The organism is Micromonospora sp. NPDC005203 (genome assembly GCF_042872705.1).
GTDB lineage: Bacteria > Actinomycetota > Actinomycetes > Mycobacteriales > Micromonosporaceae > Micromonospora.
Genome location: NZ_JBIAKV010000001.1, coordinates 329,348 through 342,771, shown reverse-complemented (window position 1 = coordinate 342,771; position 13,424 = coordinate 329,348). Strand labels below are relative to the sequence as shown.

Annotated in this window: 13 protein-coding genes and 1 pseudogene; 7 read left to right on the top strand and 7 right to left on the bottom strand. The window is 71.0% G+C overall.

Annotation, left to right across the window (positions count from 1 at the left end; genetic code table 11):
• Positions 1-74: 74 nt before the first annotated feature.
• The 3 genes and pseudogenes from ACFYPM_RS01675 to ACFYPM_RS01665 all read left to right on the top strand — a co-directional run bounded on the left by ACFYPM_RS01675 (position 75) and on the right by ACFYPM_RS01665 (position 2,869).
• On the top strand, positions 75-1,754 hold the full coding sequence (locus tag ACFYPM_RS01675) for a DNA repair helicase XPB (RefSeq protein ID WP_357072701.1): 1,680 nt from the start codon (positions 75-77) through the stop codon (positions 1,752-1,754).
• A 273-nt stretch (positions 1,755-2,027) separates the two neighbouring features.
• Positions 2,028-2,337, top strand: a pseudogene (locus ACFYPM_RS01670) (hypothetical protein).
• A gap of 13 nt (positions 2,338-2,350) precedes the next feature.
• The gene (locus ACFYPM_RS01665) at positions 2,351-2,869 is read left to right on the top strand and encodes a hypothetical protein (RefSeq protein WP_387190108.1); all 519 of its coding nucleotides are present in this window, start codon (positions 2,351-2,353) and stop codon (positions 2,867-2,869) included.
• Between the two features lie 16 nt (positions 2,870-2,885).
• Here ACFYPM_RS01665 and ACFYPM_RS01660 read toward each other — a convergent pair whose 3' ends face one another.
• Positions 2,886-3,458, bottom strand: a complete 573-nt coding sequence (locus ACFYPM_RS01660; RefSeq protein ID WP_387190106.1) for a TetR/AcrR family transcriptional regulator — start codon at positions 3,456-3,458, stop codon at positions 2,886-2,888.
• Positions 3,459-3,546: 88 nt separating this feature from the next.
• On the opposite strand from ACFYPM_RS01660, the gene ACFYPM_RS01655 reads away from it, so the two are divergent.
• Positions 3,547-3,918, top strand: a complete 372-nt coding sequence (locus tag ACFYPM_RS01655) for a DUF4267 domain-containing protein (protein ID WP_387190104.1) — start codon at positions 3,547-3,549, stop codon at positions 3,916-3,918.
• 100 nt (positions 3,919-4,018) lie between these two features.
• On the opposite strand, the gene ACFYPM_RS01650 is transcribed toward ACFYPM_RS01655, so the two are convergent.
• Together ACFYPM_RS01650 and ACFYPM_RS01645 are read right to left on the bottom strand one after the other, a co-directional pair.
• Positions 4,019-4,741 (bottom strand): hypothetical protein, encoded by a 723-nt coding sequence (locus ACFYPM_RS01650; RefSeq protein WP_387190102.1) that lies wholly within the window; start codon positions 4,739-4,741, stop codon positions 4,019-4,021.
• Positions 4,742-4,944: 203 nt separating this feature from the next.
• Positions 4,945-5,676 (bottom strand): TIGR03089 family protein, encoded by a 732-nt coding sequence (locus ACFYPM_RS01645; protein ID WP_387190100.1) that lies wholly within the window; start codon positions 5,674-5,676, stop codon positions 4,945-4,947.
• Between the two features lie 138 nt (positions 5,677-5,814).
• Between ACFYPM_RS01645 and ACFYPM_RS01640 the strand changes: the two genes are divergently transcribed.
• Positions 5,815-6,972, top strand: coding sequence for a hypothetical protein (locus ACFYPM_RS01640; RefSeq protein ID WP_387190097.1), 1,158 nt, complete (start codon positions 5,815-5,817; stop codon positions 6,970-6,972).
• Between the two features lie 54 nt (positions 6,973-7,026).
• Positions 7,027-9,327 (top strand): esterase-like activity of phytase family protein, encoded by a 2,301-nt coding sequence (locus tag ACFYPM_RS01635; protein ID WP_387190095.1) that lies wholly within the window; start codon positions 7,027-7,029, stop codon positions 9,325-9,327.
• Positions 9,328-9,383: 56 nt separating this feature from the next.
• Here ACFYPM_RS01635 and ACFYPM_RS01630 read toward each other — a convergent pair whose 3' ends face one another.
• Both ACFYPM_RS01630 and ACFYPM_RS01625 read right to left on the bottom strand, forming a co-directional pair.
• The gene (locus ACFYPM_RS01630) at positions 9,384-10,268 is read right to left on the bottom strand and encodes a hypothetical protein (protein WP_387190093.1); all 885 of its coding nucleotides are present in this window, start codon (positions 10,266-10,268) and stop codon (positions 9,384-9,386) included.
• 5 nt (positions 10,269-10,273) lie between these two features.
• Entirely contained in the window at positions 10,274-10,792 is a 519-nt protein-coding gene (locus ACFYPM_RS01625) for a SigE family RNA polymerase sigma factor (protein WP_387190091.1), read from the bottom strand.
• Between the two features lie 108 nt (positions 10,793-10,900).
• On the opposite strand from ACFYPM_RS01625, the gene ACFYPM_RS01620 reads away from it, so the two are divergent.
• Positions 10,901-11,548, top strand: coding sequence for a TMEM175 family protein (locus ACFYPM_RS01620; protein ID WP_387190088.1), 648 nt, complete (start codon positions 10,901-10,903; stop codon positions 11,546-11,548).
• On the opposite strand, the gene ligD (ACFYPM_RS01615) is transcribed toward ACFYPM_RS01620, so the two are convergent.
• Positions 11,545-12,462, bottom strand: coding sequence for a non-homologous end-joining DNA ligase (gene ligD, locus ACFYPM_RS01615; RefSeq protein WP_387190087.1), 918 nt, complete (start codon positions 12,460-12,462; stop codon positions 11,545-11,547). The genes ACFYPM_RS01620 and ligD (ACFYPM_RS01615) overlap by 4 nt on opposite strands.
• Entirely contained in the window at positions 12,452-13,393 is a 942-nt protein-coding gene (gene ligD / locus ACFYPM_RS01610) for a non-homologous end-joining DNA ligase (RefSeq protein ID WP_387190085.1), read from the bottom strand. The genes ligD (ACFYPM_RS01615) and ligD (ACFYPM_RS01610) overlap by 11 nt, the downstream gene beginning before the upstream one ends.
• Between the last annotated feature and the right edge of the window lie 31 nt (positions 13,394-13,424).

The window sequence follows — 13,424 nt, the reverse complement described above, 5'->3', positions numbered from 1 at the left end:
AACACTGGATGGTCGGCCAGCGGCGGGTATGCACCCGTTCCAGCCGGGCGACCAACCGAGGAGAGGACGCTGGCGTGAGCGGTGGACCACTGATCGTGCAGTCGGACAAGACGCTGCTGCTGGAGATCGACCACCCCGACGCGCAGGCCTGCCGGATGGCGATCGCGCCGTTCGCCGAGCTGGAGCGCTCCCCGGAACACGTGCACACCTACCGGCTGACCCCGCTGGGCCTGTGGAACGCCCGGGCGGCGGGGCACGACGCGGAGGGCGTCGTCGACTCGCTGCTCAAGTACTCCCGTTATCCCGTGCCGCACGCGCTGCTGGTGGACGTGGCCGACACGATGGACCGGTACGGGCGACTCCAACTCGCCAACGACCCCGCGTACGGGTTGGTGCTGCGCGCACTGGACCGGCTGGTGCTGATCGAGGTGGCCAAGAGCAAGAAGCTCGCCGGGATGCTCGGCGACAAGATCGACGACGACACGATCCGGGTGCACCCGTCCGAGCGGGGCCGGCTCAAGCAGGCGCTACTCAAGCTGGGCTGGCCGGCGGAGGACCTGGCCGGCTACGTGGACGGTGAGGCGCACCCGATCGAGCTGGCCGAGGCCGGCAAGGACGGGCGCAAGCCGTGGACGCTGCGGTCGTACCAACGGGAGGCCGTCGAGGCGTTCTGGGCCGGCGGGTCGGGTGTGGTGGTGCTGCCGTGCGGCGCCGGCAAGACCCTGGTCGGCGCGGCGGCAATGGCCGAGGCGAAGGCGACCACGCTGATCCTGGTCACCAACACGGTGGCGGGCCGGCAGTGGAAGCGGGAGCTGATCGCCCGCACGTCGCTGACCGAGGAGGAGATCGGGGAGTACTCCGGGGAGCGCAAGGAGATCCGCCCGGTCACCATCGCCACGTACCAGGTGCTCACCTCGCGGCGCGGCGGCGCGTTCACCCACCTGGACCTGTTCGGGGCCCGCGACTGGGGCCTGGTCGTCTACGACGAGGTGCACCTGCTGCCCGCGCCGATCTTCCGGTTCACCGCGGACCTTCAGGCCCGCCGCCGGCTGGGCCTCACCGCGACCCTGGTCCGCGAGGACGGCCGCGAGGGTGACGTGTTCAGCCTGATCGGCCCGAAGCGGTACGACGCGCCGTGGAAGGACATCGAGTCGCAGGGCTGGATCGCTCCGGCCGAGTGCACCGAGGTCCGGGTGACCCTGACCGACGCGGAGCGGATGTCGTACGCGACGGCGGAGGCCGAGGAGCGCTACCGGATGGCGGCGACCGCCCGCACGAAGCTGCCGGTGGTGAAGGCGCTCGTCGACCGGCACCCGGACGACCAGGTGCTGGTGATCGGGGCCTACATCGACCAACTGCACCAGCTCGGCGAATATCTCGACGCGCCGATCATCCAGGGTTCGACCACGAACAAGGAGCGGGAACGGCTGTTCGACGCGTTCCGGTCCGGCTCGCTGCGGACCCTGGTGATCTCGAAGGTCGGCAACTTTTCGATCGACCTGCCCGAGGCGGCGGTGGCGATTCAGGTGTCGGGGACGTTCGGGTCGCGGCAGGAGGAGGCGCAGCGGTTGGGGCGGGTGCTCCGGCCGAAGGCCGACGGGCGGCAGGCGCACTTCTACACGGTGGTGTCCCGGGACACGATCGACACCGAGTACGCGGCGCACCGGCAGCGCTTCCTCGCCGAGCAGGGGTACGCGTACACGATCGTCGACGCCGACGACGTGCTCGGCCCGTCCCTGCCGACCTTCGACTGACCGCACGCCGCTCGGCGCTCGGCGCTCGGCGCTCGGCGCTCGGCGCTCGGCGCTCGGCGCTCGGCGCTCGGCGCTCGGCGCTCGGCGCTCATGATCGACTCGGTTTGCAGGAAGTCGGGGTGTCCAGGGCAGGCTGATGCCCCGACTTCATGAAAGCCGAGTCGATCAACGCCCCGTCCTGGGCCATGCGCGGCGTGTCTCTCGCGCTCGCCATGGAGCTGATGTCGGAGGCCGCCCTGCACATCGATCCCATCCGACGAAGGGCAGTCACCGATGAGCGAGCGTTGGGTGATCCACCTGCCGATCACCGCGCCGGACCTGCTGCGCGCCCGGATCTTCGCGCGTACCGCAGCTCGGGTGCTGGCCCGGCTCAGTGCGCGGGTCGAGCCCGGCGGGGTGACCGTCTCGGCGGAGGACCAGCAGGGCGTACGACATTGGGTGTTCGGTGACCGGCCGCTGCCCGCACGGCGCGCGGTGCGCCCTGCCGGTCGACCACCTCGCGCCGTGCGGGCGGCGACCTCGTCCCAAGGAGATCAACGCATTGACGGGGCGGGGTATCCTCCGCAGCCTGGGCTTGAGTTAGGGGTCGCTCGCCGATGAAGTACACCGCGCAGTGCGTACGTGCAGGTCACTGGTGGGCCATCACCGTGCCGGAGATCAAGGGTGTTGTCTCCCAGGCACGTCGCCTCGATCAGGTAGAGGCGACGACACGTGCGGCCATTGCGCTGATGCTCGACGTCGAGCCACACAGCTTCGACGTCGAGGTGGCGCCCGACCTGCCGCAAGAGGTAACCCGCGCCCGCAGAGCCCGAAGCGCCCTGCGCAAGGCCGAGAGGTCCGCCGAGGAGGCGGTTGCCGCCGCCGCACAGGCACTCCTGACGAAGGGCTACACGGTCCGCGACGCGGGTGCACTCCTCGGCATCTCGCCACAGCGTGTCTCGCGGTTGGCCCCGAGGAAGGCTGCGAGCGACAGCGCCAGCGCCAGCACGGGCACAGCGGCCGGATTCATGCAGAAGCGGGAAGCCGTCGCCGCCTGCGCGCCCCGGACGGCCGACCAGCACGACCTCCTCCCGCAACTTTTCCAACCGATGAGCCACTTCGACGCAGGCACCTGACACCTAGCCAGACCGCTCAGCGGCAGAAGCCGCGCACGAGCACGGCCAGCCGCTGCTGGTGGCCGGCGCGGCGGAGCCGGCCGCTGCGCATCAGCGTGACCAGACCGTGCAGACCGCTCCAGAACGTCTCGGTGAACGTCTCCAGGTCGTCGTCCCCGGCGGCCGGGCGCACCGTCTCGGCCAGCTCGGCGAAGCCTCGGGCCAGGTCGGTCGGGACGCTCTGGCTGGCGAACGGCAGGTCCACGGCGAGGGTGAACATCGCGTCGTAGAGCGCGGGACGCCGCTCGGCGAACGCGACGTACGCGGCTGCCACGTCGGCAACCGCCTGGCGGGGATCAGCGGCCGAGGCGCGGGCCGAGGCGAGCGCGGTGGCCAGCTCGGCGAAGCCCTCGACGGCGACCGCCGCCATGATGGCGTCCTTGCCCTTGAAGTGGCTGTAGAGGACCGGCTGGCTGTACTCGATCTCGGCGGCGAGCCGGCGGGTGGTTACCGCGTCCCAGCCTTCGGCCAACGCCAGGTCCCGTGCCGCGGTGATGATCGCCTGCTCCCGCTCAGCCCGCTCACGCTCCCGGCGCACCTGTGTCGACATGGCAGCGATCCTAGCACCGCTAGCGATCCTGTCAGTGCTCTGCTAGCGTCGCTCACATATCTAGCACCGCTAGGAATGGAGCAGACTCATGCTGACCCCCCTCGCCTACGGGCTCGCCGTCGTACTCAGCCTCTTCGTCGCCTTCATCGGCGCGCGGTTCCTGCTGGTGCCGCAGGCCGCGGCCGCCGGATACGGCGTACCGGCCCGCCCGGACGGTGACCCCGCCTACCTGACGGTCAAAGGGTTGAAGGACCTCACGTTCGGGCTGCTCGGCCTCGCCCTGATCGCCTTCACCACCGCCGACGCGGTCGCGTGGTTCATGCTGATCGTCGCGCTCGTCCCGCTGGGCGACACAGTCATCGTGCTACGGAACGGTGGGACGAAAGCTGTGGCATTCGGCATCCACTTCGCCACCGCCCTCGTCGTCCTCCTGAACGCCGTCCTGCTTTTCGCCCTGTAACCGACCCCTCCCCAAACCCATCGACTGTGTTGATCAAGAGGTTTGCGTCATCATCAGGCCGATCGATGACGCAAACTTCTTGATCAACACAGTCGATGGGTTACGACGTGGGTGGTGGGCAGCGGTCGGGGAGAGCGACATCGCCGGGGCGGAGGTCGAAGACGTCGAGCGTGAACCACTCGTCCAACTCCGGGTCGAAGAGGTTCTGCAGGCCGAACTGCAACACCTGCCACCAGCGGGTCGGGTCCCGCTGGTCAACGTAGATGTCGCCGAGCGCGAGCGGGAACCGGAAGAACTCCCCCGGCACGGTGGAACCCCCGACGACGCCGACCCGCCAGTGGTCGACGTGCCGGTCCTGGTCACCCTGCAGAATCTCCGGCCCCACGTACCGCGCGGTCTTCAGCTTGTCGTTGAAGATCTGCCGGTTCAAGAACCCCGGAACCTTGCTACAGGCGCGGGGCGGAAAGAGCGGGATGTTCGGCCACTTGTAGGTGAGCGTGTAGAGGGTGTTCTCGTAGATCAGGTTGGTGAACCAGATCGGATGTTCCGGGCCGCCGGCGATCATCTGACTGTTGCCGTTGCGGCCCTGCCAGCTGAATGGCACCTCGATGCCGAGGTCCCGCACGATGTACCGGCCGGTGCCCTGGAAGTCGGCGGGCAGCAGCGGCGGGCGCGGCTCGCGCGGGTCGGGGGCGGTGGAGCCGTCGGCCTGGGCCACGCGGGGCAGCGGCGCCGCCGCCGGACCCGGCGCGATCATCCCGAGGGCGAACAGGCCGCCGGCCACTGCCGAAACCACAGTCCGACGGGTACGCCTCGACGCCATGTCCCCCTCCGCCAACGCGCACAGTGGCCGGCGCACTGACCACGCGCGTGCCTTCGGCGAAGCGTAGGAGCAGGAAAAACGTGAGAGCGGGCGGAACTGATGGCCTCCACCGGACGGGTGACACGGCCTTGATCGACTCGGTTTTCAGGAAGTCGCGGCGTCCGGGACAGGTTGATGCCCCGGTTTTACCAAAGCCGAGTTGATCAGAGGACGCGGGTCACTCGTTCGGCGGCGACGACCGCGTCCCGCCGCGTTGGGTCGAGGTTGGCGCTGATCACCACGGACGCGCCGGCCGAGAGGGGCGCGAGCAGCCACTTCAACGGCTCCTCGTGCTCGGCGGCGTCGACCAGCAGCCGATCACCGGTGCGCAGGCCCAGCATCTTCGCGTACTCCTGGGCGATCGCGCCCCACTGCCCGTAGGTGGTGCCGTCGGCGGTGGCCGGGTCCGACGGGTGGATGGCGGTGTGCTCGGGCGTCGCCTCGCCGTGCCGAAGCACCTCGGCGGACCAGTCCAACCAACCCAGCGGCACGTCGTTCAACCGCCCCGGGCCGGTGCCGACGAGGTAGCGGTGCGGTGCGTCCGGGACGTCCTCCAGCCAGTCGTCCTGCCGCTGCGGGGTCACCAGGACCGCGTCGAACGGCCGGTCGCCGCCCGGTTCCAGCACCGCCAGGCCCGCGGTGGCGCGCGGTCGGAACGACACCGCCAGGCCCGAGGCCCAGGCGCCCAACAACACCGCGGCGGTACGCCAGTGCGGCGGCAGCAGCACCGCCACGCGGCTGCCGGGGCCGAGACCGCAACCGTCGCGCAGCAGGCTCGCGCTGCGCGCCGCCCAGGAGCCGACCTGCTGTGCGGTCAGGTCGACGCGCTCGCCGGTCGCCTCGTCGCGGTAACTGAGCAGCGGGTAGTCGGCTTCGGCCGTGCCGGTTGGCTGCATTCCAGGCTCCCCGAGTGCGACGTCGGCACCACCCTACTCAACGACTTTGGTCGCGCCGGTCGTCGGCCGATGGCCGTATCGGGTGACCAAGTGGCCGGCGCACGGTACGAGGTGACCCCGAGACGCCGAGGAGCGCCCGTGCCCACCGGACCCGACCCCGCCGACAGCACCGCCACCACCCACCGGCCCGCGAGCGCCGACCGCCCGGCCGGCGCTGACCACCCCGCCACCGCCGACCACCCCGCCACCGCCGACCACCCGGCCGCCGCTGACCAGCCGGTCGCCACCACGCGGCTGCCGCTGCGCCGGCGGCTCCTGCCGGTGATCGCGTTGCTGCTGCTCGCGCCCTGGGCGGCCGAGTGCTCGTGGGGCGGCTTCGCCATCGACGACTTCCTCCCGGTGTTGATCTTCCTGGGCCCGATGTACGGCGGCGCGGCGATCCTCATCCGGGAGACCGCCCGGCACCTCGGCGCGAGCTGGCCGACCATCGTGCTGCTCGCCGCCGCGTTCGGGGTGCTCCAGGCCGGGCTGGTCGACCAGTCGCTGTTCAACCCCGACTTCCTCGACGACACCCAGTACGCCGACACCCGGGCCGCCGCCGAGGCGACGCTGGTGCCCGGGCTCGAATTCAGCCTCCGGCAGGCCCTCGACTACGTGGGCAACCACATCGTGCTGACGATCTGCGCCCCGATCGTGCTGATCGAGTCGTTCCTCGGGCCGGACCGCCGGCTCCGGCCGTGGCTGGGCCGACCCGGTCTCCTCGTCGTCGGTCTGATCTACCTGCTCGGCAGCCTGTTCATCTTCTTCAACATCAAGGAGGACAAGGGCTTCCTGGCCAGCCCGCTCCAACTGACAGTCACCGCCGTGGCGGTCCTCGCGCTCGTCGCAACGGCGCTGCTGCCCCGCTGGCGCCGTCCCCACCCGCACCGGGCCCGTCGGGCGCCGCATCCGCTCTGGGTTGGTCTGCCGGTCGTCCTCGTCCGCCTCGGCTCCGACCTGATGCCCGGCTGGGCGGGGGTGGCAATCGCGCTGGCGCTCGCGGCCGCCGCCGGCGGGTTGATCGCCTACCTGTCGTCGCGCAGCGGTTGGGGGCAGCGGCACGTGCTTGTCGCCGGCAGCGCGGGACTGGTAATGGCCGCCGCGTTCGCGTACGTGGTGCCGCCGTACTCCCCGGCGAGCCCGGCGGCGGCCCTGGCCGGCGACATCGCGGTCACCGTCGTCACGGTCGCCCTGGTCGGCGGTGCCTGGTGGCGGCTGCGACGGGCTTCGCCGACTGTTCATGTCGGCGCAAGCTGACGCTCCCCCACAACTGTCAGCCTCCGTGCGGGTACGAACTGACGGAGGAAGTCCTTGACACTCAGAAGAGCATTCACCGTGCTGACCGCAGCCGGTGTCGCCGCCGCCAGCCTGACCGGGGCCACCCCCGTGTCGGCCGGCGGGCACCACCACCCGTCGCTGGCCTTCGACCGGGTTGCCACGTATCCGGTGTTCCAGAACCGCCCGGCCGGCGAGGACCCGGCGACCGCGACGGTCGCCGAGATCTCGGCGGTCAGCGAGGACGGCCGCACCCTCATCCACACCGACGCGCTGGCCAAGCGCATCGGCTTCCTGGACATCTCCCGCGCCGACCGGCCGCGCGGCCTCGGCACGCTCTCCCTGGCGCAGCTCGGCGACGCCGAGGACGAGCCCACCTCGGTCGCGGTGGTCGGTCGGTACGTGCTGGTGGTGGTCAACACCAGCGCCAGCTTCACCGAGCCGTCGGGTCGGCTCGACGTGATCGAGCTGGCCAGCCGCGAGCGGGTGGCCAGCTTCGACCTCGGTGGTCAGCCCGACTCGATCGCGATCAGCAAGGACAAGCGGTACGCCGCGATCGCCATCGAGAACGAGCGCGACGAGGAGGCCACCCCGCCCGGTGGCGAGGAGGGCGACCTGCCCCAGGCGCCCGCCGGTTTCGTGCAGATCGTCGACCTGACCGGGAAGTCCCCGGCCGGTTGGCGGCTGCGCCCGGTCGCGCTGACCGGTGCGGACGGCGGCGCGCTGCCCGCGTTGGTCCAGGCCGGCCCCGCCGCGCCGACCGACCCGGAGCCGGAGTACGTCTCGATCAACAGCCGCAACCAGTTGGCCGTGACGCTCCAGGAGAACAACGGCATCGTCCTCGTCGACCTGCCCACCGGGCGGATCACCGGGGTGTTCAGCGCCGGCACCGCCACGATCAGCGGGATCGACACCGTGAAGGACGGGGTCATCGACCTGACCGGCAGCATCACCGACGTCCCCCGCGAGCCGGACGCGGTGGCCTGGGTGGACGACCGTTACCTGGCCACGGCCAACGAGGGTGACTGGCACGGCGGCAGCCGCGGCTGGTCAATCTTCGACAGCCGCACCGGCCGGGTCGCCTGGGACGCCGACAACACCTTCGAACGGCTCGCCGTCACCTACGGCCTGCACAACGAGGACCGGGCCGGCAAGAAGGGCACCGAGCCGGAGGGCGTGGCGGTCGCCGAGTACGACGGCGTGCGGTACGCGTTCGTCGGCTCGGAGCGCAGCAACTTCGTCGCGGTCTACGACCTGTGCAACCCCACCAAGCCGGTGTTCCGGCAGGTCCTGCCGACCACCAACGGGCCGGAGGGGCTACTGCCCATCCCGTCGCGCGGGTTGCTCGCGGTCTCCAGTGAGGAGGACGACGCGTCGGTGAACGTCCGCGCGTCGGTGTCGCTCTTCCAGTTGGGCAAGGCCACCCCGGCGTTCCCGAGCATCGTGTCCGACACCGACCGCACCGGCGCTTCGATCGCTTGGGGCGCGCTCGGCGCGTTGAGCGCGGTGCCGGGCAAGCGGGACCAGCTCTACAGCGTCACCGACGCGGCATACAGCCAGACCCGCATCCTCACCATCGACGCGAAGCGGACGCCCGCCGTGATCACCGACGCGCTGCCGGTGCGGGACGCCGCCGGCACACCCGTCGGGTACGACGCGGAGGGCATCTTCGCCCGCCCGCAGGGTGGCTTCTGGCTCGCCGTCGAGGGTGCCAAGGGCGCGGAGAACAAGCTGGTCCGGCTCAACGCCGCCGGGGTGACCCGGCAGACCGTCGCACTGCCCGCGGAGGTCGCCGCAGGTCTCGGCAAGCAGGGCCTGGAGGGCGTCACCGCGACCACCGACCGGCAGGGCCGGGAGATCGTCTGGGTGGCCGTGCAGCGGGAGCTGAGCACCGACCCGGCCGGCGTGGTCCGGCTCGGCCGCTACGACGTCACCGCGGGCACCTGGAGCTGGTTCGGCTACCAACTGAACACCACCTCCGTCTCCGGCGACTGGATGGGCCTCTCCGAGATCACCGTGGTCGGCGACCGGCTCGCGGTCATCGAGCGGGACAAGCTGAACGGTCCGGCCGCCACGGTCAAGCGGATCTACACGGTGCCGCTGCCCGGCGCGGCGGCGACCGGCCCGCTGACCGTGCTGCCGAAAACGCTCGCCGTCGACGTGCTGCCCGCGCTGCGCGCCACGAACGGCTGGACGCAGGAGAAGCTGGAGGGTCTGACCGTGGCCGGCGACGGCGAGGTGTACGCGATCACCGACAACGACGGGGTGCAGGACGCCACCGGCGAGACGGTACTGCTGCGGCTCGGCTCCAGCCGAAAGATCTTCGGCCGCCGCTGATCCACCAGCCGACCCGGCCCGGCGTCCACACTTCTGGACGCCGGGCCGCGCGGTTCCTACTCCTTGACCATCACGACGTCGGTCGGGCGTTCGACGGTCACTGCGGTGCCGTAGTCGAACAACTCGAGGGTCGAGTTGGACGTCCCCGTGTCGAGGCGGCCCTTCGCCGTCGACTGCCAGGTGAAGGTGAGCGCCACCGTCGCGATCCGACCGTCGCGATCCAGCGTGACGTCACCGGTCGTGCTGCTCGACCCGTCCCTGCCGGTTTCGGCGTAGCTGAAGTGCAGCGAGCCGTCCGAGTTCTCGGTGACTGTCGCGTTCTGCCGCTTCAACGCCGCGAACAGGGCGGCCGGGTCGGGCTCGGCGGAACCCAGCACGTCGTTCCCGGCGCCGTGCAGGGAGAGCCGGTCGTACGTGCCCGGGTACTGCCCGTACCGGCCGTACGTCTCGCCCGGGCCCTTGTCGGCCGGCAGCGGGCCCAGCGGGCGTTCGCCGCCCTGGTACCTGGTGCCGTTGATCAGCAGCTCGGTCATGACCGAATCGTCCTGCGGCGCGCGGACGTAGCCGGTCGCGGTCCTCGGGTCGAACGCACCCTCGTATTTCAGCCCGCCCGGGCCCGAGTTGGTCAGCCGCAGCCGGTAGCTGATGTTCTCGCTGGCGGCAGCGGCCGAGACGAGCCGCATCGCCGGTGAGACCGGCTCCGGTCGTGCGGCCTGCGTGGTTACGCCGGACCGACCCGACGGAGAGTTGGCCGGCAGGGTCACGGCGGTGCCGACGCCCAGCGCGAGCAGCGCGCACGTGCTACCGACCAGCACGGTGGTCCGGCGCCGCCGGGCCCGCCGGCCGCGCTCGATCAGCGCACCCACCGGGGGTACGGAGTCCGTCTCACCGTCGACGATGTCGTGCAGTCGATGGGCGAGACGGTCATCGATGTTGTTCATGACTATCACCTGCTTACCGAGTCGAAGGATCCCTCAAGGAGGTGGCGCAGTTTGCCCAGCGCGCGGGCGTTCTGGCTCTTGACGGTGCCGAGCGAGCAACCCAATACCTGGGCGACCTCGCGCTCGCTCAGGTCCTCGTAGTGGCGGAGCACCACCACCGCCCGCTGCTTGGCCGGCAGCGACATCAGCGCCCGGCGCAGCACGACGGCGTCCGGGCCGATGACGTCCGCCGGGGTGGCCCGGTCGGGGAGGTCCGCGAAGAGACTCTCGCGGCGACGCCGCCGCCAAACCGAGGTGTGGTTGTTGACCAGGGCCCGGCGTAGGTAGGCGTGCGGGTCGCCGAGCCGGGACAGCCGCCGCCACCGCTCGTAGACCTTGACCAGGCTGTCCTGGAGCAGCTCTTCGGCCCGCCACCGGTCGCCGCTGAGCAGCATGGCCAGCCGGATGTGTCGCTGCCACGCCACCTCGACGAACGCGACGTAGGACCGGTCCGCCGCGGACAGTGGTTTCTGTTGGTCGGTCACGCGCCTTACACGCGGCAGCATCGCCGAAGGTTGTCACGTCTCCCGGACGTTGTCGGCGCCCGTCAGCCCAGCCGGGACCGGCGGCGCCCGGGTGGCAGACTGAGCGCCGTGACGGCAGTGACCCGCGACAGTGCCCCGTCGAGCGAGACCGAGGGCACGGACCGAGGGCTGGAACGCCTGGTCTTCTTCTCCGACGCGGTCATCGCGATCGCGATGACGTTGCTCGCGATCGAGCTGCCACTGCCGGAGGGCGACGACGACGACGCCCGCTGGCGCTCTCTCGGCGAGTTGCTCACCGGGGAGTATCTGTCGTTCCTGCTCAGCTTCGTGGTGATCGGGGCCTTCTGGTTGGTCCACCACCGGCTCTTCCAGCGGGTGGCCCGGCTGGGCCCAGGAATCGCCTGGCTGAACCTGTTCTTCCTGTTCACCATCGTCGTCCTGCCACTCGCCACCCGGCTGCACCGCGAGGAGGGCGCTGAGCAGGTAGGGGTCGTCGTGTACGCCACGGTGGTCGTCGCCGTCGGCGTCAGCCTGCTCCTGCTGCTCTGGCAGCTCCACCGCGCCGAACTGTTCCGCTCGGACGCCGCGCCGGGAACGGTGCCGGGCACCGCGCGAGCCATCGCGGTCCCGGTGCTCGCCTTCGCGATCTCGATCCCGATCGCGTTCGTCAGTACGGCCGCCGCCCAGTACGCGTGGCTGCTGCCCGTCGTGGTGCTCCTCGTCGTCCGTAGCTACCGCCGGTGGTGGCGGGCCTAGCTCCTGGCGGGCAGTTCCGGGCCGCCGTCGAGCAGCGGGGCGAGCAGGTCGTCGTACTCCTCGACCCGGGCCAGGACCTCGGCAGCGGTGAACTGGCGGACGGCCGGCTTGCTGCCACGGGCGCCGGCCTCCACCTCGTCCCAGGTCAGCGGCGTCGACACCGACGGCACCGACTGCGCCCGCAACGAGTACGGCGCGACAGTGGTCTTCGCCGCGTTGTTCTGACTCCAGTCGATGAATACCTTCCCCGGGCGCAGGTTCTTCGCCATCTTCGACACGATCAGCTTCGGGTGCTCCCGCTCCAACTCCTGGGCGATCCGCCGGGCGTAGGCGGAGACGTCGTCGGACGACTGCGTGCCCGCGATCGGACAGCAGAGCTGCATGCCCTTCTTGCCGGACGTCTTCGGGTACGAGTCGATGCCGTCGTCGGCGAGCCGGTCGCGCATCAACACCGCCACCGGACAACACTCGGCGAGCCCGGCCGGCGGCCCCGGGTCCAGGTCGACGACCATCATGTCCGGGTGCTCGCCGACCTTCCACTGCGGCGTGTGCAGCTCCAACGCGGCCAGGTTGGCCAGCCACACCAGGGTGGGCAGGTCGTCGGCGACCACGTAGTCGATGGTCTCCCGGCCCTTCGTCGACCCGGGCGCGGGCAGGTTCTCCACCCGCACCCAGTCCGGGGTCGCGGCCGGAGTGTTCTTCTCGAAGAACGACTTGTCGTCGACCCCGTTGGGGAAGCGGATCCGGGTCACCGGCCGGTCGCGCAGGTGCGGCAGCAGCACCGGCGAGATCCGCGTGTAGTAGTCGATCACCTCACCCTTGGTGAAACCGGCCGCCGGGTAGAGCACCTTGTCCAGGTTGGAAAGCTCCAGCGGGCGGCCCTCGACGTCCACCCGTAGCCGCTCAGCCGGCATCGTCGACCTCCTCCGGCGGCTTGTCCGGGCGCAACCGCAGCACCCGGGGGAAGCGCAGCCGGCCCTCCGGGGTGCGCTGGCCGTACTTCACCTCCACCACCACCCGAGGTGCTACCCAGATGGCACCCCGGGCATCCTCGCGCGGCACACCCGGTGCGAACGGTGACACGCCGGAGCGCAGCGGCTCCAACTCGGCGAGGAGTTGCCGCTCGATGGCCGCCCCGATCCCGCCGCCGACCCGACCCCGGTAGATCAGCCGGCCGTCCGGACCGGGCACCCCGACCAACAGCCCGCCGATCCGACGCGCGCCCGGTCGCCAGCCGCCGATGACGAAGTCGCCGGTCACCTCCAGCTTGACCTTCACCCAGTCCGGCGAGCGCACCCCCGGGCGGTAGACGGCCCCGACCCGCTTGGCCATCACTCCCTCCAGGCCGTGCTCACCGGCCGCCTCGTAGGTGGCCGGGCCGTCGGCGAACATCGGCGGCACCGCCCACCGGAGACCACCGAGGGCGAGCGCGTCCAGAGCCTCCCGGCGGCGCTCGTACGGCCAGCCGGTCAGGTCGTCCCCGTTCAGCCGCAGCAGGTCGAAGATCATGTACGTCACTGGCATGACCGCCGCCAATCGGGCCGCCTTGGCCCGGTCCCGCACGTGCATCCGCTCGGCCAACGCCGTGAACGACGGCTGCCCGCCCTGACCGAGCAGCACCACCTCGCCGTCGAGCAGCGCGTCGTCGACCTGCTCCGGAAGAGTGGCCAGCTCGGGGTACGCGGCGGTGATCTCCACGCCGGAGCGGGCGTACAGGTGCTGGTCGCCGCCGGAGATGTCGGCGAGCGCGCGGACCCCGTCCCACTTGAACTCGTACGCCCAGCCGTCACCCGCCGGGAGCGGCCCGGTCATCGCGAGCATCGGCTTGAGCGGCGCGCCGGGCACGACCCGACTGTAGTAGCAGGCCGAACACCTC

What these genes read in the sequence shown, in the direction of transcription:
- ACFYPM_RS01645 (WP_387190100.1), bottom strand. Translation starts at nt 5,676, where the DNA reads ATGCAGCCAACCGGCACGGCCGAAGCCGACTACCCGCTGCTCAGTTAC.
- ACFYPM_RS01650 (WP_387190102.1), bottom strand. Translation starts at nt 4,741, where the DNA reads ATGGCGTCGAGGCGTACCCGTCGGACTGTGGTTTCGGCAGTGGCCGGC.
- ACFYPM_RS01665 (WP_387190108.1), top strand. Translation starts at nt 2,351, where the DNA reads ATGAAGTACACCGCGCAGTGCGTACGTGCAGGTCACTGGTGGGCCATC.
- ligD (WP_387190087.1), bottom strand. Translation starts at nt 12,462, where the DNA reads ATGCCGGCTGAGCGGCTACGGGTGGACGTCGAGGGCCGCCCGCTGGAG.
- ACFYPM_RS01630 (WP_387190093.1), bottom strand. Translation starts at nt 10,268, where the DNA reads ATGAACAACATCGATGACCGTCTCGCCCATCGACTGCACGACATCGTC.
- ACFYPM_RS01655 (WP_387190104.1), top strand. Translation starts at nt 3,547, where the DNA reads ATGCTGACCCCCCTCGCCTACGGGCTCGCCGTCGTACTCAGCCTCTTC.
- ACFYPM_RS01660 (WP_387190106.1), bottom strand. Translation starts at nt 3,458, where the DNA reads ATGTCGACACAGGTGCGCCGGGAGCGTGAGCGGGCTGAGCGGGAGCAG.